This window comes from Streptomyces sp. NPDC058289 (assembly GCF_042880975.1).
Classification (GTDB): domain Bacteria; phylum Actinomycetota; class Actinomycetes; order Streptomycetales; family Streptomycetaceae; genus Streptomyces; species Streptomyces stoeckheimensis.
In genome coordinates, this window is the sequence record NZ_JBHVYI010000015.1 from 73,932 (window position 1) to 94,595 (window position 20,664).

Below are 20,664 nucleotides of genomic sequence, written 5' to 3' on the forward strand. Positions count from 1 at the left end.
GGTCCGACCGCGGCCGCGCCCCTTGGCGTGATCCACACACTAGCGGACCGGTAGGGGTGGATGGCAAATCGGCTCTCAGTGAGCTGCGTTGTACTCCTCGTAGACCTTCTTGGGGATCCGCCCGCGCGGCGGGACGTCGAGCTGGTTGGAGCGGGCCCAGGCCCGGACGACCGCGGGGTCGGGGGCGATGGCGGTGTGCTTGAAGGCCTTCCCGGACCGGGCCTGCCGGCGGCCGGCGGCCACGAAGGGGGCGAGGCTCTTCCGCAGTTTCTTTGCGTTGGCCACATTGAGGTCGATCTCGTACGACTTACCGTCCAGCCCGAAGACGACCGTTTCCGATGCATCTCCGCCATCGATGTCGTCGGAGATCGTGACTACTACGCGCTGCGCCACGGATATCGGTCCCTTCGTGCGACGCCGCTCCCGCTTGACGTGCGCGGACGGAGCGGTGATGTCGCCTGTGTGGATGTTTCGGAGGAATGCATCTTTCTGGCGTCGCCGTGCGCCGAAAAAATGCCGGCGCAACGGAGGAATCCTTTGTACCCCGATTCTCATTCCATTGCGAAGCCCAGTTAATTATCTCCGCGTGTCCCGCCGCAATGCCGGGCGCATGGTTTTCCGGCGGATTTTGCGAAGCGTTGGTGAAGCCGAAACGGCGTGGAGGATCATACAAGAGCGATATCTACCCGCGTAGAAATTTCGGCCGGGTACGCTGAGGGAACCGCCTTCGCACCAACCACCTCATCGGGAGTGCCAGTGGCACGCGTCGTAGTCGACGTCATGCTCAAGCCGGAGATCCTCGACCCCCAGGGCCAGGCGGTGCAGCGTGCACTGCCGCGCCTGGGCTTCGAAGGAATCGCCGACGTCCGCCAGGGGAAGCGCTTCGAACTGGAGGTGGAGGGACCGGTCGACCAGGCCGCCCTCGACCGCATCCACAAGATGGCCGAAACCTTCCTCGCCAACACCGTCATCGAAGACTTCACCGTGAAGGTCGAGGCCTGACGGTGACCACTCGCATCGGAGTCGTCACGTTCCCCGGAACGCTCGACGACCGTGACTCGCTGCGCGCCGTGCGCCTCGCGGGAGCCGAGCCCGTATCGCTCTGGCACCGCGACAAGGACCTCCACCAGGTCGACGCGGTCGTCCTCGCGGGCGGCTTCTCCTACGGGGACTACCTGCGCGCCGGAGCCATCTCCCGCTTCTCGCCGGTGATGGAGAGCATCATCGAGCAGGCCAAGGGCGGCATGCCCGTCCTCGGCATCTGCAACGGCTTCCAGATCCTCACCGAGGCCCACCTGCTGCCGGGGGCGATGCTCCGCAACAACCACCTGCACTTCATCTGCCGCGACCAGAAGCTGCGGGTGGAGAACGCGGAGACCGCCTGGACCGGTGACTACACCGCCGGCGAGGAGATCTCCGTACCGCTCAAGAACATGGACGGCCGCTACGTGGCCGACGAGCGGGTGTTGGACGAACTGGAGGCCGAAGGGCGAGTGGCCTTCCGGTACGTGGTCCGCGGCGAAGCCGCTGATGGATGCGGTAACCCCAACGGCTCGCTGCGCGACATCGCCGGCATCACCAACGCCGCGGGCAACGTCGTCGGCCTCATGCCGCACCCCGAGCACGCGGTCGAGCCGCTGATCGGGACGGGCCGCACCGACGGCCTCCCGTTCTTCACCTCGGTCCTGAAGAAGCTGGTCAGCGCATGAGCCTCGACACCGTCAAGAACGCCACCGAGACCCCGGACGCCTCCCAGCCCTGGAAGGAACTCGGCCTCAAGGAGGACGAGTACGCCCGGATCCGCGAGATCCTCGACCGCCGTCCCACCGGCGCCGAGCTCGCCATGTACTCCGTCATGTGGTCCGAGCACTGCTCGTACAAGAGCAGCAAGGTCCACCTGAAGCAGTTCGGCGAGAAGGTCCCGCAGAACGACGCCATGCTCGTCGGCATCGGCGAGAACGCCGGAGTCGTCGACGTCGGCCAGGGTTACGCGGTCACCTTCAAGGTCGAGTCGCACAACCACCCGAGCTACATCGAGCCCTACCAGGGCGCGGCCACCGGCATCGGCGGCATCGTCCGCGACATCCTCGCGATGGGCGCCCGCCCGATCGCGGTCGTCGACCCGCTCCGCTTCGGCGCGGCCGACCACCCCGACACCAAGCGCGTCCTGCCGGGCGTCGTCGCGGGCATCGGCGGCTACGGCAACTGCCTCGGCCTGCCGAACATCGGCGGCGAGGTCGTCTTCGACGCCTGCTACCAGGGCAACCCCCTCGTGAACGCCGGTTGCATCGGCGTCATGAAGCACGAGGACATCCACCTCGCGAAGGCCTCCGGCCCGGGCAACAAGGTCATCCTCTACGGCGCCCGCACGGGCGGCGACGGCATCGGCGGCGTGTCCGTCCTCGCCTCGGAGACCTTCGACGACACGAAGCCGACCAAGCGTCCGGCGGTCCAGGTCGGCGACCCCTTCCAGGAGAAGCTCCTCATCGAGTGCACCCTGGAGATCTTCAAGGAGAAGCTGGTCGCGGGCATCCAGGACCTCGGCGGCGCCGGGCTCTCCTGCGCCACGAGCGAGCTGGCCTCCGCCGGCACCGGCGGCATGCGCGTCGACCTCGACACCGTTCCGCTGCGCGACGCCACGCTCTCGCCCGAGGAAATCCTCATGAGCGAGTCGCAGGAGCGCATGTGCGCGATCGTCGAACCGCAGTACGTGGACCGCTTCATGGAGATCTGCGAGAAGTGGGACGTCATCGCCACCGTCATCGGTGAGGTGACCGAGGGCGACCACCTGGAGATCTACTGGCACGGCGAGCTCATCGTGGACGTGCCCCCGGGCACCGTCGCCCACGAGGGCCCGACCTACCACCGCCCGTACGCGCGCCCCTCCTGGCAGGACGCGCTGCAGGCCGACGACGCGGGCAAGCTGCCCCGCCCGCAGACCTCCGAGGAGCTCCGCGCGCAGGTTCTGGCCCTGGTCTCGTCGCCGAACCAGGCCTCGAAGTCCTGGATCACCGACCAGTACGACCGCTTCGTCCAGGGCAACACGGTGCTCTCGCAGCCCGAGGACGCCGGCATGGTCCGCATCGACGAGGAGACCAACCTCGGCGTGGCCATGTCCACGGACGGCAACGGCCGTTTCGCCAAGCTCGACCCCTACACGGGTGCGCAGCTCGCGCTGGCGGAGTCCTACCGCAACGTGGCCGCGACCGGCGCCAAGCCCCTCGCGATCTCCGACTGCCTGAACTTCGGCTCCCCCGAGGACCCGGACGTCATGTGGCAGTTCGCCGAGGCCTGCCGCGGTCTCGCGGACGGCTGCCTGGAGCTGGGCACCCCGGTGACCGGCGGCAACGTCTCCCTCTACAACCAGACGGGCGACATCGCGATCCACCCGACCCCGGTCGTGGCGGTGCTCGGCGTGATCGACGACGTCAACCGCCGTACGCCGATGGCGTTCGCGGAGGCCGGCCAGCTGCTGTACCTGCTCGGCGACACCGCCGAGGAGTTCGGCGGCTCGGCCTGGTCCGAGGTGGTCCACCAGCACCTCGGCGGCATGCCGCCCAAGGTCGACCTGGGCCGCGAGAAGCTCCTCGCGGAGATCCTGATCTCGGCCTCGCGCGACGGCATGATCGACGCCGCGCACGACCTGTCCGACGGCGGCGTGATCCAGGCGCTCACCGAGTCCTGCCTGCGCGGCGGCAACGGTGCGCGGATCGTGGTGCCCGAGGCGCTGGACGCCTTCACCTTCCTGTTCTCCGAGTCCGCGGGCCGGGCCATCGTGGCCGTCCCGCGCAGCGAGGAGCTCCGCTTCACCGACATGTGCGGTGCGCGGGGCCTCCCGGCGACCCGGATCGGTGTGGTGGACGGCGACGAGATCGAGGTCCAGGGCGAGTTCACCCTCCCCCTGGCCGAGCTCCGTACCGCCCACGAAGGCACGATCCCGGCACTGCTCGCCTGAGCAGCCGTTCTGCACGAACCACGCAGCCCCCGTCCGGAACCGTTTCCGGGCGGGGGCTCGTCCGTTCCGGCAAGGAGCCCGCGCCGACGGCGGTGGCGGGGCCGGCGGGGAAACGGGACGCAGATGGCGCAGAGTTGGGGCCGGTGGCTCCTCGGGGTCGGGATACCGGTGATCGTGGCCGCCGTGGGGGTGGGGGGCTGGTTCCTCTACGACAACACCGGGGACCGTGCGAAGAGCCGGGCGGAGATCATCGCGAACTGCCACGGACTGGTCGATCCGGATGCGGTGATGGGGTTCGGCATGCCCAGGGTGGAGGCGGGCGCCTCGGGGGAACTGGCGTGCGTGCTGCTGCGTGAGGTGACGTTCGAGGGCCAGGAGCAGATGGAGGAGTTCGCCTCCGTCAAGGTGGAGGCCTCCAAGGACGCCGAACCGGGCGGCAGCCGGTTCGAGTACGACGCCCGCAGCGTCGTGGCGATCGCGCGGTGCGCCGACCCCGCCAGATCCGGCGAAGTGACCGCCGTGCGGGCGACCGCCGCCACCGAGGGCGACTCCCCGGGCCGCGGCAAACCCGGCTTCCTGTCGGGGCTGGCCCGCGAGGCGGCCCTGCGCGCGGCGGCGACGGCGGACTGCGAGACCACCCTGCCCGCGGCCCCGAAGGTCTGACGGCTGCCGGATCCCGGGCGGCGTAGGGTCGGCCCATGCCGCCCGCCAAGAAGAAGCCGCGCACCTACGACCAGGCCCGCACCCGCACGGCCGTCCTCGCGCAGTTCCACCACGTCCGGGACGCCGTACGGGAGTTGGAGCCCGAGCAGCTCGCCCGCCCCAGCGGGGTCGGGGCCTGGTCCGTCGCCGAGCTGGCCGCGCACATCGCGTGGATCGCCGACTCGCTGGCCGGAGGCCTCGCCCGGCCGCCCGCCGCCGTCGCCGAACTGTCCGCGGCCGAGTGGCCGTTCGCGACGGCCTCGCTCGCCGGGAAGATCGCCGAAGCCGCCAAGGAGACCCTGGAGGGCGCCCCGCTCGTCGAGCTCTACGACCGGGCCGGCGCCCGCCTGGCCGAGGCGCTCGACGCGAACCCGGGCAGCCGCGTGCTGGACCTGTGGATCGGGGCGATGACCCTGGCCGACTTCCTGGTCACCCGCACCGTCGAGCTCGTCGTCCACACCGACGACCTGCGCCGCGCCACCGGACTGGACATCCCCGTGGACCGCCAGGCCCTGGCCGCCTGCACCCGGCTGCTCGCCGACGCCCTCGCGCTCAAGGCTCCGGGCGGGGCGGTGGAGTTCCGGGTCCCGCCGTTCGCGGTGGTGCAGTGCGTCGAGGGGCCCCGGCACACCCGCGGCACCCCGCCGAACGTGGTGGAGACCGATCCGCTGACCTGGATCCGGCTCGCCACGGGCCGTACGAGCTGGGCCGAAGCGCTGGACGGGGCCCAGGTCCGGGCCAGCGGCGAGCGCGCCGACCTCTCGGCGCTGCTCCCCCTGATGAGCTGATCCGGGAACCGGTTCGGGGCCGGCCGCGTCCCACCGGCATGCGTACGCTGCCGCTCCTCCCCGCCGCCCTGGTCGCCGTACTCGCGCTGTCCGCCACCGCCACCGCCTGTGGTGACGGCGGCGGGACGCCCGGGACGTCCCCCGGCCGCGGGTTCTCCGGATCCTGGTCGGTCGAGAGCCTGACAGTCGACGGGAAGACGCTGACGGCCCCCGCCGCCGCCCGGCTGTCCGTGGAACCCGGCAAGGGCCACGAGGCCGAGGCCACCGGGAACTACGGCTGCAACGGCTTCACCGCCGCGGTGGTCTTCGACTCGGCGGCCGGCATGACGGTGACGCCCGGCGCCCACACCGACATGGCCTGCCCCGACCTGCCGTTCGAGACGGCCTTCGCCCGGCTGTTCCGGGGCCCGCTGACCGTGGAACGGAGCCCGGAGAAGATCACGTTGAAGGCCCCGGACGGGAACGCGATCGCCCTGAACTCGAAGCCCCCGGCGCCCGCCGCCCCGCTCCTCGCCACGCAGTGGACCGTCGACTCCCTGATCAAGGGGGAGACCGCCTCCTCGGTCCCCGCCGGCGCCGAGGGCCGGGCCCGCTTCACCCTGGCCGCGGACGGGACGGCGAGCGGCAGCCTCGGCTGCAACCGCTTCAACGCGACCGCCGTCGTCGAGGGGAACCGGCTCACCTTCGGCCCCCTCACCACCACCCGGATGGCCTGCGAGGGCGCCCCCGGAGAGCTCGAACGGACCCTCACCGAGCTCTTCGGCAGCGGCCCGCTCGACTGGAAGATCCAGGGCGACGCCCTCACCCTCACCGCGACCGGTTCGGGCACCGCCATCACCGCGAAGGCGGCCTCGGCCGTCGAGTGACCTCCGGTCTCAGACGTGCGTGGTCCCGCCGTCCTTCGCCATCGCCCCGGCGATCAGGCGCACGGACTCGGCCCACACCTCGTCCGGGAGCTTCGGCAGCACGTCGTCCCACAGAGGCAGACAGGAGCCGCGCAGCTGCAGCATCCCCTCGGGGCGGGCCATCAGGAAGAGGTGCAGGTGGGCGCCGCCGTCCCCCCACTTGTTCACATGGACGCGGGCGATCCCGTCCAGCGTCCGGATCGCCCGCTCCACCCGCTGGAGCATCGCGCCGAGCTCGGCCGCCCGCTCGGACGGCAGGTCCAGCAGGTCGTGATGGCCGCGCGGCACCAGCATCACTGCCGCCGGCAGCGCGCCGTGTTCGCCGTGCAGCCGCCAGTGCTCGTCCGTCCAGAGGAAGCTCGAGTCCGGTCGGGCGCAGGAGCGGCAGGTGTCCGGCCCGGCCTCGCCGCCGCGGGGCGGTTCGGGCAGGACCGGTTCCTCCAGCACCTTGATCCGCAGGTCCCCCTCGTACGGGAAGATCTCCCAGAACGGGATGCCGTCGGCGGGGAAGGGGATCCGCTCGCCGATCGGCAAACCACGTACGTACTCACTGGGTTCGGGTATCGCATCGCTCATGATCCGCAGCTTTCCACAGGCTGTGGACCACGTCACCGACCCGGGGAGGCGATCAGCCCGGGTACGGCAGCAGCCCCGCGTCCGTCTTCTCCCAGGCCGCGCGCAGTTCGGCCAGCCGGGCCGGCTCCAGGGCCGCCTTGTCGGCCTGCTCGCGGAGGTCACCGGCCAGGTTGAAGAGCTGGTCGCGGCCCGTCTTGCCGCGGTAGTACTTCCAGTCGCCGCGGCGCAGCGCCCGCTCCCCGCGCACCCGCCAGAACAGGTTCCGCTCGGCGGCCTTCTCGCCGCGCAGCAGGTACCCGGCGAGGCTGACCCCGTCCAGCGGGTACGCCGGGTTCGCGCGGGCGCCCGCCAGTTCCAGCAGGGTGGCCGTCCAGTCCGGGGTGAAGACCGGCACGTGGCTGACCTGGCCGCCGTCGAGCCGGGCGGGCCAGCGGACGATGTTCGGGACGCGGATGCCGCCCTCCTGGAGGGAGGCCTTGTTGCCGGAGAGCGGCCAGTTGTAGGAGAACCGCTCGCCGCCGTTGTCGCTGGAGAAGAAGACCAGGGTGTCCTCCTCCTGCCCGGAGCGCCCCAGCGCCTTCAGCACCTCGCCGACCGAGCGGTCGAGGTCCTCCACCATCTGCTTGTACTTCTCGACGGACCCGCCGTCCTGGTGCCACAGGGCCCGACCGTCACCGGCCTTGATCCGGCGCGTGACCTCGGCGCTCGCCTCGGTGTCCCCGTCGGCGATCCATGGCCAGTGCGGGGTGGTGAAGTTGAGGTTCAGCAGCCACGGCTCGTCCCCGTGGTCGCGGGAGACGTACTCGCTTGCGCGCTCGGTCAGGATCCGAGTGTAGTAGCGCAGGTCCTTGTACTCGGCGTCGCCCTCGTAGAGGTCGTACTCCCCGCCCAGGCCCAGCTTGGAGTAGTACTCCAGGGCTCCGCCGAAGTTGCCGAAGAACTCGTCCCAGCCGGACTTGGTCGGGCTGTAGTCGGGCAGGTAGCCGCAGTGCCACTTGCCTATCAGCGCCGTCGCGTAGCCGGAGTCGCGCAGCAGCGAGGCGAGCGTCGGGTGGGTCGGCTCCAGCCCCGCCGACTTGTCCGCGATGGGCTCGGCGAGCCCGCCCTTGGTGCGGCCCGGGTAGCGGCCGGTGTACAGGCTGAAGCGGGTCGGGGAGCAGGTCGCGGAGCCCGAGTAGGCGTCGGTGAAGCGGACGCCCTGGCGGGCGAGCCGGTCCAGGTTCGGGGTCTTGATGTGCGGGGAGCCGTAGGAGGACAGGTCGGCCCAGCCGAGGTCGTCCCCGAGGATGAACAGGATGTTCGGGCGGCGGGAGCGGCGTCCCCGGTCGGCCCGGAACTCCCGTTCCTGCGGGCCCGCGTGCTGGGCTTCCGCGGCGGGCGCCGCATGGGCCGGGGCGGCGGCGCCCAGCCCCACCGCGGCGGCCGCGGTCGCGCCGACCGCGCCGCCGAAGGCGCGCCGGGACAGGTTGGGTTCGTACGAGGTCACGGGTACTCCAGAGCAGGGCCCGCCGGCCGTCCGGCGCGGGCCGGCTCCGGGCAGCGCGGGACGGCGCAGGGCACGGCGGAGCAAAGCACGGACGGAAAGCAGCGGGGAAAGGAGAAAGAGAAAGGGAAAAGCGGCGCGAGCTACGCAGAACAGCGACAGATGGCGCTGGCGACACGGACGAGGTCCACGTGTCGGCGCGCGACGAGGGTGACGGTGCGGTCACCGAGAGGCTGCATGAGCCGGAGCTTGTACGAAACGACAGGCGACTGTCAACCAGGGCAATCCGGATATTGAGACGAACAGGTTTCGTCACCCTGCGTGCTGTGACATTTCCCGGGCATCCCCAATTCGGACCAGTGGTCGATCTCGCCTACACTCGGAGGCGTGCCTCGTGGTGATGGACGACTCAACCACGACCTGCTCCCCGGCGAAAAGGGCCCCCAGGACGCTTGCGGCGTCTTCGGTGTCTGGGCTCCGGGTGAAGAGGTCGCCAAGCTCACCTACTTCGGACTGTATGCACTGCAGCACCGTGGACAAGAGTCCGCGGGTATCGCTGTGAGCAACGGTTCCCAGATCCTCGTCTTCAAGGACATGGGCCTCGTTTCCCAAGTCTTCGACGAAACCTCTCTCGGCTCGCTCCAGGGTCATATCGCGGTCGGTCACGCCCGCTACTCGACCACTGGTGCCTCCGTCTGGGAGAACGCTCAGCCGACCTTCCGTGCGACCGCCCACGGCTCCATTGCCCTGGGTCACAACGGCAACCTGGTGAACACCGCCGAGTTGGCCGAGATGGTCGCCGACCTCCCCCGTCAGGACGGCCGTGCCACCCAGGTGGCGGCCACCAATGACACCGACCTGGTCACCGCCCTTCTGGCCGGCCAGACGGACGACGACGGCAAGCCCCTGACCATCGAGGAATCGGCCACCAAGGTCCTCCCGAAGGTGAAGGGCGCCTTCTCGCTCGTCTTCATGGACGAGGGCACGCTCTACACCGCCCGTGACCCGCAGGGCATCCGCCCGCTGGTCCTCGGCCGCCTGGAGCGCGGCTGGGTGGTGGCGAGCGAGACCGCCGCCCTCGACATCTGCGGCGCCAGCTTCGTCCGCGAGGTCGAGCCGGGCGAGCTGATCGCGATCGACGAGAACGGTCTTCGGACCTCTCGCTTCGCGGAAGCAAAGCCCAAGGGCTGTGTCTTCGAGTACGTCTACCTGGCGCGCCCGGACACCGACATCGCCGGCCGGAACGTCTACCTCTCGCGTGTCGAGATGGGACGGCGCCTGGCCAAGGAAGCCCCGGCCGATGCCGACCTGGTGATATCGACGCCGGAGTCGGGCACGCCCGCCGCCGTCGGATACGCCGAAGCCAGCGGGATCCCGTACGGCGTCGGCCTGGTCAAGAACGCCTACGTGGGCCGGACCTTCATCCAGCCCTCGCAGACGATCCGCCAGCTGGGCATCCGCCTCAAGCTCAACCCCCTCAAGGAAGTCATCCGGGGCAAGCGCCTGGTGGTCGTCGACGACTCGATCGTCCGCGGCAACACCCAGCGCGCCCTGGTCAAGATGCTCCGCGAGGCGGGCGCGGCGGAGGTCCACATCCGGATCTCCTCGCCGCCGGTGAAGTGGCCGTGCTTCTTCGGCATCGACTTCGCCACCCGGGCCGAGCTGATCGCCAACGGCATGACGGTCGACGAGATCGCCACGTCGCTGGGCGCGGACTCGCTCTCGTACATCTCGCTGGACGCGATGGTCGAGGCGACCACCATCCAGAAGCCCAACCTCTGCCGTGCCTGCTTCGACGGCGAGTACCCCATGGAACTGCCCGACCCGCAGCTCCTGGGCAAGCAGCTCCTGGAGTCGGAGCTGGCCGGCGGCACCGACGCCGCCGACGCCCTCCGGCGCCCGTAGGGCCCGAGGCAACGCCGCGGTACGCGGGCTCCCACGAGCCCGCGCACCGCGGCCCCTCCCCTCCCCCCTCATCCTGCTCAACCTGCGCGGGGCCTTCTCTTTCAGGCTTTTCCAGGGCCTCGCACCACACGCAGCAACGACACGAAAGCTCTCTCCTGTCATGACAGAGAAGACCACCGGTGCCAGCTACGCAGCCGCGGGCGTGGACATCGACGCGGGAGACCGCGCCGTCGAGCTGATGAAGGAGTGGGTGAAGAAGACGCAGCGCCCCGAGGTCCTCGGCGGCCTCGGCGGCTTCGCCGGCCTCTTCGACGCCTCCGCCCTCAAGCGCTACGAGCGCCCCCTGCTCGCCTCCGCCACCGACGGCGTCGGCACCAAGGTGGACATCGCCCGCCGCATGGGCGTGTACGACACCATCGGCCACGACCTCGTCGCGATGGTCATGGACGACATCGTCGTGTGCGGCGCCGAGCCGCTCTTCATGACCGACTACATCTGCGTCGGCAAGGTCCACCCCGAGCGCGTCGCGGCCATCGTCAAGGGCATCGCCGAGGGCTGCGTCCTGGCCGGCTGCGCCCTGGTCGGCGGCGAGACCGCCGAGCACCCCGGCCTGCTGGGCCCGGACGACTTCGACGTGGCGGGCGCCGGCACCGGCGTCGTCGAGTACGACCGCCTGCTGGGCGCGGACCGCATCCGTACGGGCGACGCCGTCATCGCGATGGCGTCCTCCGGTCTTCACTCGAACGGGTACTCGCTGGTCCGCCACGTCCTCTTCGACCGGGCCGGAATGTCCCTGGAGGGCCACGTCGAGGAGCTCGGCCGGACCCTCGGCGAGGAGCTGCTGGAGCCCACGAAGATCTACTCGCTGGACTGCATGGCCCTCACCCGGACGGCCGACGTGCACGCCTACTCCCACATCACGGGCGGCGGCCTCGCGGCCAACCTCGCCCGGGTGATCCCGGACCACCTGCACGCCACGGTCGACCGCTCGACCTGGACCCCGGGCGCGATCTTCGACCTGGTCGGCAAGGCCGGTCAGGTGGAGCGCCTGGAGCTGGAGAAGACCCTGAACATGGGCGTCGGCATGATGGCCGTGGTCCCGCAGGAGTCGGTGGACGTGGCCCTGACCGCCCTGGCCGACCGGGGCGTCGACGCCTGGGTCGCGGGCGAGATCCTGGACCGCGGCGACCACGCCGAGGGCGCGACGATGACCGGTGACTACGCGAGCTGATCGGCTCGGGGAGCCGGCCACCACCGGCTCCCCACGGGCTCTCACCTGTGCGAACAGCACGGAAACCCGGCCCGGGGCGATGCCCTGGACCGGGTTTCCGTGCATGTGAAACTGTGTGCCACTGCTGAGGATCAGCGCACCGCGAGTTCGACGCCGATGGGCGCGTCAAGCACCGCGACGGTAGACGGACGGACCGGACTCTTCGTCCTCGTCCTCGTCATCGCTGTTGTAGCGCTCCGCGTACTTGGCGTACGGGTCGTCCTCGTCATCATCATCAAGCTCGTCATCGACGACCGGCTCGCTGACAGGCAGCGGTTCCGTGTGCGATGCGCCCAGCTCATTGGCCAGACGCGACAAGTCAGTCCCGCCGCTGCTGTACTTCAGCTGGCGGGCGACCTTCGTCTGCTTGGCCTTTGCCCGGCCGCGCCCCATGGCTCGACCCCCTCGGTGACGGGGCTCGACGGCCCCAGAGTCTGACACGCGTTCATGGTTCGGAGCGGGCTCTCCGTGGAGAGACCGTCCGTAGGGGTTTAACGGTACCTGCTTCCGCGGCCATACGGTACGCCGCCCGCATGACGCGCCCCGGTGCAGTACCAGCAAGGCGCCCCGTCCTCGCTGGTCAGCTGCGATTTTAGCCGTTTCCTGACGGGCGACCCGCCGAAGCGCAGTGAGTTCCGTCTCGCTGCGCCCCGGCGGGCCGCCCAGAAGCCCCGTCAAGGGCCCCGTGAGGGTCGGGAGGGTCAGACGGTGCGTGCCCCGCTGCGCGCGTCCGCCATCCGCTGCTCGGCGATGCGGTCGGCGGCCGCGGCCGGCGGAATCCCGTCCGCCTTCGCACGTGCGAAGATCTCCAGCGTGGTGTCGAAGATCTTCGAGGCCTTGGCCTTGCACCGGTCGAAGTCGAAGCCGCGCAGCTCGTCGGCGACCTGGATGACCCCGCCCGCGTTGACCACGTAGTCCGGGGCGTAGAGGATCCCGCGGTCCGCGAGGTCCTTCTCGATGCCCGGGTGGGCGAGCTGGTTGTTCGCCGCGCCGCAGACGATCTTGGCGGTGAGTGCCGGCACGGAGTCGTCGTTCAGGGCCCCGCCGAGCGCGCAGGGGGCGTAGATGTCCAGGCCCTCCACGCGGATCAGCGCCTCGGTGTCGGCGACGGCGGTCACCTTGCCCGGGTGCTTGTCCAGGATCCGCTGCACGGACTCGGTGCGGACGTCCGTGATGACGACCTCCGCCCCGTCCTCCAGCAGGTGCTCGACCAGGTGGTGGCCGACCTTGCCGACGCCCGCGATGCCGACCTTGCGGCCGCGCAGGGTCGGGTCGCCCCACAGGTGCTGGGCGCTGGCGCGCATGCCCTGGAAGACGCCGAAGGCGGTGAGGACGGAGGAGTCGCCGGCGCCGCCGTTCTCGGGGGAGCGGCCGGTCGCCCAGCGGGTCTCGCGGGCCACGACGTCCATGTCGGCCACGTAGGTGCCGACGTCACAGGCGGTCACGTAGCGGCCGCCCAGGGACTCCACGAACCGGCCGTAGGCCAGCAGCAGTTCCTCGGACTTCAAGACGTCCGGGTCGCCGATGATGACGGCCTTGCCGCCGCCGAGGTCGAGCCCGGCGAGCGCGTTCTTGTACGACATGCCGCGCGAGAGGTTCAGCGCGTCGAGGACGGCCTCCTCGTCCGAGGCGTACGCGTGGAACCGCGTACCGCCGAGGGCCGGGCCCAGGGCGGTGGAGTGGATCGCGATGACGGCCTTCAGGCCGGAGGCTCGGTCCTGGCACAGCACGACTTGCTCGTGGCCGCCCTGTTCGCTGCGGAACAGGGTGTGCAGGACGCCGTCGGTCATTTCGGTCACGGTGGTGACTCCCATGGAAGAGATGCGGCGGGAAAGACGCCCGCCCTGCGGGTGGGGGAGGGCGTGCTGGGAGCAGCGTAAGACCTCCGGGGCCCCGCGATCCTCCCTGTCCGGAGATCGGGACGCTGAAGGGTTAGGGGGATGTGGGGGAGCGTCCGCCGGAGTAGCGCCGGGCGGGGCGGGGGAGTACGAGAGCGTGAGCGAATCCCCCGATCCCCGGCTGCCGTCCGCCCGCTCGGCCCCCGCCGTCCCGTACGCCTCCTACCTGCGCATCTACGAGCCGCTGACGGCCTTCCCGGAGCCCGAGCGCACCCACTGGGCCGACTACGCCCGGCGCGGGGCCACCCCGACCGCCCAGGACGAACTGCGACGGTCGCTGGTGGACTTGGTACGGGTGCCCGTGGTCGGTGTCCCGGCGCACGAGAGCGCGGACGCCTTCACCGCCGAGGTCGACGGGGTCCTGCTGGTCTGCCCCTGGCGGACGAGGCTGCGGGGCTGGCTCGCGCTCCAGGAACTGCAGGCCGAGTTCCCGCTCACGGTGCTCGACGCCGCCCTGCCCGCCGCCGCCCGCCGCCGCGCGACCGAGGAGTACGAGCTCTGGCGCGGTCGCAATCCCGATGCGCGGCCGTGGATCCGTACGGGGGTCTGGCAGGTGCCGCTGCGCTGGTTCGTGCTGGTGGCCGACGAGGAGCGGGAGTACGCGCCGGGCGAGGGGCTGCGCTACCGGACGCCGATGGTGCAGGCCCGGCGCCGGCTCGCGCGGGGGCTGCGGACCCTGCGGGAGGCCGAGGGCTACGGGATGCTCGCCGAGGGGTTGGTGGAGGTCGGGAGCTGGCTGGAGGAGTTCCACCCCCGCTCGATGGTGGAGCTGGACTACGGCGGGCTGCTGCACGCCCTGCCGGCGGACCGGCTCGAGGCCGACCACTCGGCGGCGGACCTGGCGGCGGGGCTCGCGGCCCTGCGGGCCGGGGACCGGGACGGGGCTGCGCGGACTTACGGGGCCCTGGCGGAGCGGTGGCGGGCGGTCCGGGAGAGACTCTTCGCCAATTGAGTGGTTCGGTTCCGGTTTCGGTCCGAGTGACCTGCGCGACCCGGGTAGCGACTCCGGACGCGGCTGTCCATCCGCCGATCGGCCGAGCACGGAAGAGAACGGCCAGCTCAAGGCCGTGATGCCCTCTTTTGGGTCTTTGTTCCGGGACCTTCGTCCCGATACGGGCCATTGGCCCAAGCGTGACGGACCGCACTTTCTACACCCTTGCGCCCTTCCCCTACCCTCGTGCCAAAATAGGACAAGGAGTCCGGGGAGGGTTCCTTCCGTCCAACTAAGGGCGGAATGCTCGGTATTGCACTCTACGGGGGGTCTGACGACTCCTGATCGCTCTGTGACTGATCGTCACAGTGGGGTGACTGTCCGTTATGGGACGGTCCATCGGCTTCCGCCGCTGATGAACACCTCGGAGGGCAATTCCATCGGTTTGGCCGTCGAGGCTGGACGGATGGTGTAGTTGTAGTGCCGAGGACAAGCCGTTCGTCCTATAACCGACTCGGCCCGCGTATGTCCATTTCGGGCAACGTGGGCCAAGGTGCAGAATTTAGAGGAAAGAACCGAGATGGTTCGGTTCTCCCGAGGAGGCCGCTCATGACCGCTCGCACCCCTGATGCCGAGCCGCTGCTGACCCCGGCTGAGGTTGCCACGATGTTCCGCGTGGACCCGAAGACGGTCACCCGTTGGGCCAAGGCTGGCAAGCTCACGTCCATCCGCACCCTGGGTGGACACCGCCGCTACCGCGAGGCTGAGGTCCGCGCACTGCTTGCGGGAATTCCGCAGCAGCGCAGCGAGGCCTGAGGTTCCGCAGCACCACTTATTGCCGGGCGTTTATCGGGTCCCCCAATCCGATGAGCCCCACAGAGCTTTGAAACGGCCGGACCTGCCCCAACAGGTTCATCAGTCGTTCGATCGCGCTGGACTCCGCCGGGTCCAGCGCGATCTTTTTTATGCCCTGGTCAGGGCGTTATCGAGCTGATGTGCGGAGCCGGCGGGGGTGGGTGCAATGGCACATATAAAATCGAGCGGGCGTAGGAGTCCCATAAAAGGGTGCGTCTCAAAAACACATGGGGTGACTCCCGTCACAGATGATCACTCTTGTGGATCAGGCAATGCACCCCGTAAAGGGACGTGTCGCGCAGAGTGCATCATCCGAACGGGCGATTTCGCAGCCGCGACGGGGCGGTGGGGTCGGACGGGTCGCGGACGGGTCGCGGATGGGTCGCGGACGGCGGCCGGGCGGCGGCGAGGCGAGGCGCTCCGGGGTGGTCCGGGTTTCCCCGTCGGCCCCGCACGAGGCTCCAGGCGCCCCTCAGTGCGCCGTGGAGGGCCTGGTGAGGGTTCTGGGGGCGGCTGGGCCCAATCGGGCCCGTGAGGCGGGCTGGTGGGCCGTCCGGCCCAACGGGCCGTGCAGCGGTCGGTGCACCGGCCGGCACCTCGGGCCGTACCTCGCCCCGTACTTCGGTGCCGCCGTCCCCCTTTTGGCGCCGTCGTGCCCCGGAAACGCGTCAGGGCCCGCATCCAGAGGATGCGGGCCCTGACGATCTTGCGAACCTGACGGGACTTGAACCCGCGACCTCCACCTTGACAGGGTGGCGAGCTAACCAACTGCTCCACAGGTCCTTGATTTGCGGCCGCTGGGCGGCTGCGAATCAGACTGTACCGCAGCTCAGGGGGTGCAGTCGAACTCGATCACCGAGCGGGTCCCGGGGCCGCCGCGTCGACCGCCTTCACGATGCGCTTGTCGGAGATCGGATAGGCCGTTCCGAGCGCGTGCGCGAAGTAGCTGACCCGCAGTTCCTCGATCATCCAGCGGATCTCGGTGACCTCCGCCGGGACCGGCCTGCCCTTGGGCAACTGCTCCAGCAGCCACAGGTACTCGTCCCGCATCTCGTGGACCTTCTCCATGCGCGTGGTGTCGCGCTGGACGCCCGTGGGCATCTGCTGGAGCCGCCGGTCGACGGCCACCAGGTAGCGCATCAGGTCCGGCAGCCGGCGCAGTCCGGTCAGCGTGACGAAGCCGGCCGGTACGAGGGCCGCGAGCTGCGTCTTGGCGTCCTGGACGTTGGCCACCAGGGCGAGGCTGGCCGTGGTCTTCAGACGGCGTTCGCAGGCCTGCCAGGCGGCCAGCACCTGCTGCACCTGCGTGATCGTCCGTACGGTCGTGTCCACCAGGTCGGTCCGCACGGCCTCGTAGAGCTTGCGGAAGCCCGCCTCGTCCCACGCCGGTCCGCCGTGGCGCGCGATCAGGTGGTCGGCCGCCGCGGTCGCGCAGTCGTCGAACAGCGCCTGGATGGAGCCGTGCGGATTGCGCGACAGCGCCAGCTTCTGCTGGTTGCTCAGGTGGTCCGAGGCGAACTTCGCCGGGTTCACCGTGATGTTGAGCAGGATCAGCCGCCGGGTGCCGAGCCGCATCGCCTGCTGCTGCTCGGCCTCGGTGTCGAAGAGGCGTACGGAGACGCTCGTACCGGCGTCCACGAGCGCCGGGTACGCCTTCACCGGCTGGCCGGCCCGGCGGGTTTCGAAGACCTTGGTCAGCGTGCCGATCGTCCAGTCCGTCAGCCCGGTCTTCTCCACCGACTCGCCGCCCTCGCGCTCGGCGCTGGCCGCGGCGGCCTGCGAGAGCGCCTGGCGGGCCTTCGGCTTGAGCCGGAGCCGCAGGGCCTCCAGGTCCTTGGCCTCGGCGAGGTTCTTGCGGCGCTCGTCGACGATCCGGAAGGTGATCTTCAGGTGGTCGGGGATACGGGTCAGGTCGAAGTCCTCGGCGCTGACCGGCACCCCGACCATCCGCTGGAGCTCCCGGGCCAGCGTCACGTGCAGGGGCTCCTGCAGCGGATGCGAGGTGGCCAGGAAGCGGGTCGCGTAGTTCGGCGCGGGCACGTAGTGCCGGCGGATCGGCTTCGGGAGGGACCGGATCAGCTCCGTGACCACCTCCTCGCGCAGACCCGGGATCTGCCAGTCGAAGCCCTCGTCCGTGACCTGGTTCAGCACCTGGAGCGGGATGTGGACGGTCACGCCGTCCGCGTCCGCGCCCGGCTCGAACTGGTAGGTCACCCGGAACTTCAGGCGGCCCTGCATCCAGGAGTCCGGATAGTCGGCCTTGGTGACCCCGGCCGCCTTCTCCGTCAGGAGCATCTCGCGCTCGAAGTCGAGCAGCTCGGGCTCGTCGCGCTTCTTGTGCTTCCACCAGGAGTCGAAGTGCGCCCCCGAGACCACGTGTTCGGGGATCCGCTGGTCGTAGAAGTCGAAGAGCGTCTCGTCGTCGACCACGATGTCGCGGCGCCGGGCCCGGTTCTCCAGCTCCTCCACCTCGGTGAGGAGCTTGCGGTTGTCGGCGTAGAACTTGTGGTGGGTCCGCCAGTCACCCTCGACCAGGGCGTTGCGAATGAACAGATCGCGCGAGACCTCGGCGTCGATCCGGCCGTAGTTGATCTTCCGCTGCGCGACGATCGGCACCCCGTACAGCGTGACCTTCTCGAAGGCCATCACCGCCGCCTGGTCCTTCTCCCAGTGCGGCTCGCTGTACGTGCGCTTGATCAGGTGCTGGGCGAGCGGCTCCACCCACTCCGGCTCGACCTTGGCGTTCACCCGGGCCCACAGCCGCGAGGTCTCCACCAGCTCGGCCGACATCAGGAACTTGGGCTGCTTCTTGAACAGCGAGGAGCCCGGGAAGATCGCGAACTTGGCGGACCGGGCCCCCAGGTACTCGTTCTTGTCGGTGTCCTTCAGCCCGATGTGCGACAGCAGGCCGGCCAGCAGCGAGACGTGCACGCTCGTCTCGGGGGCGTCGGCCTCGTTGACGTGGATGCCCATGGACTTGGCGACCGTACGCAGCTGCGAATAGATGTCCTGCCATTCGCGGATCCGCAGGAAGTTCAGGTACTCCTGCTTGCACATCCGGCGGAAGGAGGAGGAGCCGCGCTCCTTCTGCTGCTCGCGGACGTAGCGCCACATGTTCAGGAACGAGAGGAAGTCGCTCGTCTCGTCCTTGAACCGGGCGTGGTTCTGGTCGGCCTGCGTCTGCTTGTCCGAGGGCCGCTCGCGCGGGTCCTGGATGGACAGGGCCGCCGCGATGACCATGACCTCGCGGACGCAGTTGTTCTTGTCCGCCTCCACCACCATGCGGGCCAGCCGAGGGTCCACCGGAAGCTGCGAGAGCTGGCGGCCCATCGGGGTGAGCCGCTTCTTGTGATCCTTCTCGTCCGGGTCGAGCGCGCCGAGCTCCTGGAGCAGCTGCACGCCGTCGCGGATGTTGCGGTGGTCCGGCGGGTCGATGAAGGGGAACTTCTCGATCTCGCCGAGGCCGGCCGCGGTCATCTGGAGGATGACGGAGGCGAGGTTGGTGCGCAGGATCTCGGCGTCCGTGAACTCCGGGCGGGTGAGGAAGTCGTCCTCGGAGTAGAGGCGGATGCAGATGCCGTCGCTGGTACGGCCGCAGCGGCCCTTGCGCTGGTTGGCGCTGGCCTGCGAGATCCGCTCGATGGGCAGCCGCTGGACCTTGGTGCGGTGGCTGTAGCGGGAGATGCGGGCGGTGCCCGGGTCGATCACGTACTTGATGCCGGGGACGGTCAGCGAGGTCTCGGCGACGTTGGTGGCCAGGACGATCCGGCGACCGGTGTGCTGCTGGAAGACCCGGTGCTGCTCGGCGTGCGAGAGGCGCGCGTAGAGGGGGAGGACCTCGGTCAGGCGGAGCTTGCGCTTCTCCAGCGCGTCCGCCGTGTCGCGGATCTCGCGCTCGCCGGAGAGGAAGACCAGGACGTCGCCCGGACCCTCCGCCTGGAGCTCGTCCACGGCCTCGCAGATCGCGGTGATCTGGTCGCGGTCGCTGTCCTCGGAATCGTCCTCGAGGAGCGGGCGGTACCGGACCTCCACCGGGTACGTCCGGCCGCTGACCTCGACGATGGGGGCGTCGCCGAAGTGCCGGGAGAAGCGCTGCGGATCGATCGTCGCCGAGGTGATGATCACCTTGAGGTCGGGGCGCTTGGGCAGCAGCGTGGCGAGGTAGCCGAGCAGGAAGTCGATGTTCAGCGACCGCTCGTGGGCCTCGTCGATGATGATCGTGTCGTACGCGCGCAGCTCGCGGTCCGTCTGGATCTCGGCGAGCAGGATGCCGTCCGTCATCAGCTTCACGAAGGTCGCGTCCTGGTCCACCTGGTCGGTGAACCGGACCTTCCAGCCGACGGTCTGGCCGATCTCGGACTTCAGCTCCTCCGCGATGCGCTCCGCGACCGTGCGGGCCGCGATCCGGCGGGGCTGGGTGTGCCCGATCATGCCGCGGACCCCGCGCCCCAGCTCCATGCAGATCTTGGGGATCTGCGTGGTCTTGCCGGAGCCGGTCTCGCCCGCGACGATCACGACCTGGTGGTCGCGTATCGCCTCGGCGATCTCGTCCTTCTTCTGGCTGACGGGCAGGTTCTCGGGATACGTGACCTCGGGCTTCCGCGAGGCGCGGCCGGCCAGTCGCGCGGCGGCCGTTTCGGCCTCCGCGGCGATCTCGTCGAGCACGGCCTGCTTGGCCTCGGGCTTGCGGATACGGCGGGCGCCTTCGAGGCGGCGGCCGAGGCGGTGCGCGTCACGGAGGGAGATCTCACCGAGAAGCGTCTGCAGGGCGGCGAAGGAAGTAGACATACCTGGTCGAGGATCTCACCCGTAGGTGCCGGGTGGCGAACGCATTTGTGGGGCTGACCCGTACCATTTCGGGACGAGTCCCCCGAGCGTTACCCCGACGTGTCCCCAGCGACGCCCCAACCATGTCCCAGCGAGAGGCCGCCCACGATGTCCCGCAGCCACCGCCTCCGGTGCGTGTTCGCGGTACTCCTGGGCTGGGCCCTGCTGGCCGGAACCTTCCAGGCGGCGGCCCCGGCGACCGCCCGGGTCGCGGCGGTCCCGGCCGTCTCGGTCGCCGGGGCTCCCGCAGCCACTGGGCAGGGGGCCGTGAGGGCCTCGGACCCCGCGGAGCCGGGCTCCCCTCCCGTCGCAGCCTTCGCCTCTGGCGGTCCTGCCGGGCCCGCCTGTGGCCCGGGGTCCGCCGGCCGGGACGGCGTGCCCGCCCTGCCGGTGCGGGCCGGGTCCGACCAGGCGCAGCCCCAGGCCCCGCCCGCGCGGCCCGGGCCCGAGGTGGCGGTCCCGGCGCGGGCGATACCCGTACGGGTTCCCGTACGCGGGCCCGGACCGTCGGCGCCGTCCCTGCTGGAGCTGTCCGTGATGCGGGTCTAGGAGGACCGGCCGCATCAGCG

General features: G+C 70.2%; 18 protein-coding genes and 1 tRNA gene. 11 read left to right on the top strand and 8 right to left on the bottom strand.

Going from position 1 to position 20,664, the window contains the following annotated elements; genetic code table 11:
- Nucleotides 1–75 precede the first annotated feature (75 nt).
- A complete protein-coding gene (locus ACFVX6_RS10515; RefSeq protein ID WP_389689923.1) occupies nucleotides 76–393 on the bottom strand; it encodes an Lsr2 family protein in 318 nt (105 codons plus the stop codon).
- A gap of 357 nt (nucleotides 394–750) precedes the next feature.
- Here ACFVX6_RS10515 and purS point away from each other — a divergent pair, with 357 nt between their 5' ends.
- The 6 genes from purS to ACFVX6_RS10545 all read left to right on the top strand — a co-directional run bounded on the left by purS (nucleotide 751) and on the right by ACFVX6_RS10545 (nucleotide 6,311).
- A complete protein-coding gene (purS, locus tag ACFVX6_RS10520; protein WP_008740952.1) occupies nucleotides 751–1,002 on the top strand; it encodes a phosphoribosylformylglycinamidine synthase subunit PurS in 252 nt (83 codons plus the stop codon).
- Nucleotides 1,003–1,004: 2 nt separating this feature from the next.
- The gene (gene purQ / locus ACFVX6_RS10525; RefSeq protein WP_388509088.1) at nucleotides 1,005–1,709 is read left to right on the top strand and encodes a phosphoribosylformylglycinamidine synthase subunit PurQ; all 705 of its coding nucleotides are present in this window, start codon (nucleotides 1,005–1,007) and stop codon (nucleotides 1,707–1,709) included.
- Nucleotides 1,706–3,955: a phosphoribosylformylglycinamidine synthase subunit PurL gene (gene purL, locus ACFVX6_RS10530; RefSeq protein WP_389689925.1), complete on the top strand. Its 2,250-nt coding sequence runs from the start codon at nucleotides 1,706–1,708 to the stop codon at nucleotides 3,953–3,955. Before purQ ends, purL begins: the two co-directional genes overlap by 4 nt.
- Nucleotides 3,956–4,078: 123 nt before the next feature.
- Complete coding sequence (locus ACFVX6_RS10535; protein ID WP_389689927.1) at nucleotides 4,079–4,618, top strand: hypothetical protein; 540 nt, start codon at nucleotides 4,079–4,081, stop codon at nucleotides 4,616–4,618.
- Between the two features lie 35 nt (nucleotides 4,619–4,653).
- On the top strand, nucleotides 4,654–5,445 hold the full coding sequence (locus tag ACFVX6_RS10540) for a sterol carrier family protein (RefSeq protein ID WP_389689929.1): 792 nt from the start codon (nucleotides 4,654–4,656) through the stop codon (nucleotides 5,443–5,445).
- Nucleotides 5,446–5,483: 38 nt separating this feature from the next.
- Nucleotides 5,484–6,311, top strand: coding sequence for an META domain-containing protein (locus tag ACFVX6_RS10545; protein ID WP_389689931.1), 828 nt, complete (start codon nucleotides 5,484–5,486; stop codon nucleotides 6,309–6,311).
- A 9-nt stretch (nucleotides 6,312–6,320) separates the two neighbouring features.
- On the opposite strand, the gene ACFVX6_RS10550 is transcribed toward ACFVX6_RS10545, so the two are convergent.
- From ACFVX6_RS10550 to ACFVX6_RS10560, 3 genes are all read right to left on the bottom strand, one after another.
- Nucleotides 6,321–6,926, bottom strand: coding sequence for an HIT family protein (locus ACFVX6_RS10550; protein ID WP_389689933.1), 606 nt, complete (start codon nucleotides 6,924–6,926; stop codon nucleotides 6,321–6,323).
- Between the two features lie 52 nt (nucleotides 6,927–6,978).
- Nucleotides 6,979–8,412, bottom strand: a complete 1,434-nt coding sequence (locus ACFVX6_RS10555) for a sulfatase-like hydrolase/transferase (RefSeq protein ID WP_389689935.1) — start codon at nucleotides 8,410–8,412, stop codon at nucleotides 6,979–6,981.
- A gap of 140 nt (nucleotides 8,413–8,552) precedes the next feature.
- Nucleotides 8,553–8,648 (bottom strand): putative leader peptide, encoded by a 96-nt coding sequence (locus ACFVX6_RS10560; RefSeq protein ID WP_323187867.1) that lies wholly within the window; start codon nucleotides 8,646–8,648, stop codon nucleotides 8,553–8,555.
- 148 nt (nucleotides 8,649–8,796) lie between these two features.
- Here ACFVX6_RS10560 and purF point away from each other — a divergent pair, with 148 nt between their 5' ends.
- Together purF and purM are read left to right on the top strand one after the other, a co-directional pair.
- Nucleotides 8,797–10,314, top strand: a complete 1,518-nt coding sequence (purF, locus tag ACFVX6_RS10565; protein WP_389689937.1) for an amidophosphoribosyltransferase — start codon at nucleotides 8,797–8,799, stop codon at nucleotides 10,312–10,314.
- A gap of 160 nt (nucleotides 10,315–10,474) precedes the next feature.
- Nucleotides 10,475–11,545, top strand: coding sequence for a phosphoribosylformylglycinamidine cyclo-ligase (gene purM, locus ACFVX6_RS10570; RefSeq protein WP_389689939.1), 1,071 nt, complete (start codon nucleotides 10,475–10,477; stop codon nucleotides 11,543–11,545).
- A 165-nt stretch (nucleotides 11,546–11,710) separates the two neighbouring features.
- Here the strand turns inward: purM and ACFVX6_RS10575 are convergent, their stop codons facing one another.
- A complete protein-coding gene (locus tag ACFVX6_RS10575; protein ID WP_243341155.1) occupies nucleotides 11,711–11,977 on the bottom strand; it encodes a DUF3073 domain-containing protein in 267 nt (88 codons plus the stop codon).
- Between the two features lie 308 nt (nucleotides 11,978–12,285).
- A complete protein-coding gene (locus ACFVX6_RS10580) occupies nucleotides 12,286–13,383 on the bottom strand; it encodes a Leu/Phe/Val dehydrogenase (protein ID WP_389689941.1) in 1,098 nt (365 codons plus the stop codon).
- Between the two features lie 196 nt (nucleotides 13,384–13,579).
- Here ACFVX6_RS10580 and ACFVX6_RS10585 point away from each other — a divergent pair, with 196 nt between their 5' ends.
- Both ACFVX6_RS10585 and bldC read left to right on the top strand, forming a co-directional pair.
- On the top strand, nucleotides 13,580–14,434 hold the full coding sequence (locus tag ACFVX6_RS10585; protein WP_389689943.1) for a hypothetical protein: 855 nt from the start codon (nucleotides 13,580–13,582) through the stop codon (nucleotides 14,432–14,434).
- A gap of 588 nt (nucleotides 14,435–15,022) precedes the next feature.
- Nucleotides 15,023–15,229 carry a developmental transcriptional regulator BldC gene (gene bldC, locus ACFVX6_RS10590; protein WP_003949541.1) on the top strand — a complete coding sequence of 69 codons (207 nt, stop codon included), beginning with the start codon at nucleotides 15,023–15,025 and terminating at the stop codon, nucleotides 15,227–15,229.
- Between the two features lie 748 nt (nucleotides 15,230–15,977).
- Here bldC and ACFVX6_RS10595 read toward each other — a convergent pair.
- Nucleotides 15,978–16,051 (bottom strand) — tRNA-Asp (locus tag ACFVX6_RS10595).
- Nucleotides 16,052–16,120: 69 nt separating this feature from the next.
- Complete coding sequence (hrpA, locus tag ACFVX6_RS10600) at nucleotides 16,121–20,056, bottom strand: ATP-dependent RNA helicase HrpA (RefSeq protein WP_389689945.1); 3,936 nt, start codon at nucleotides 20,054–20,056, stop codon at nucleotides 16,121–16,123.
- Between the two features lie 174 nt (nucleotides 20,057–20,230).
- Between hrpA and ACFVX6_RS10605 the strand changes: the two genes are divergently transcribed.
- Nucleotides 20,231–20,644, top strand: a complete 414-nt coding sequence (locus tag ACFVX6_RS10605; protein WP_389689947.1) for a hypothetical protein — start codon at nucleotides 20,231–20,233, stop codon at nucleotides 20,642–20,644.
- The last annotated feature ends 20 nt before the right edge of the window (nucleotides 20,645–20,664 follow it).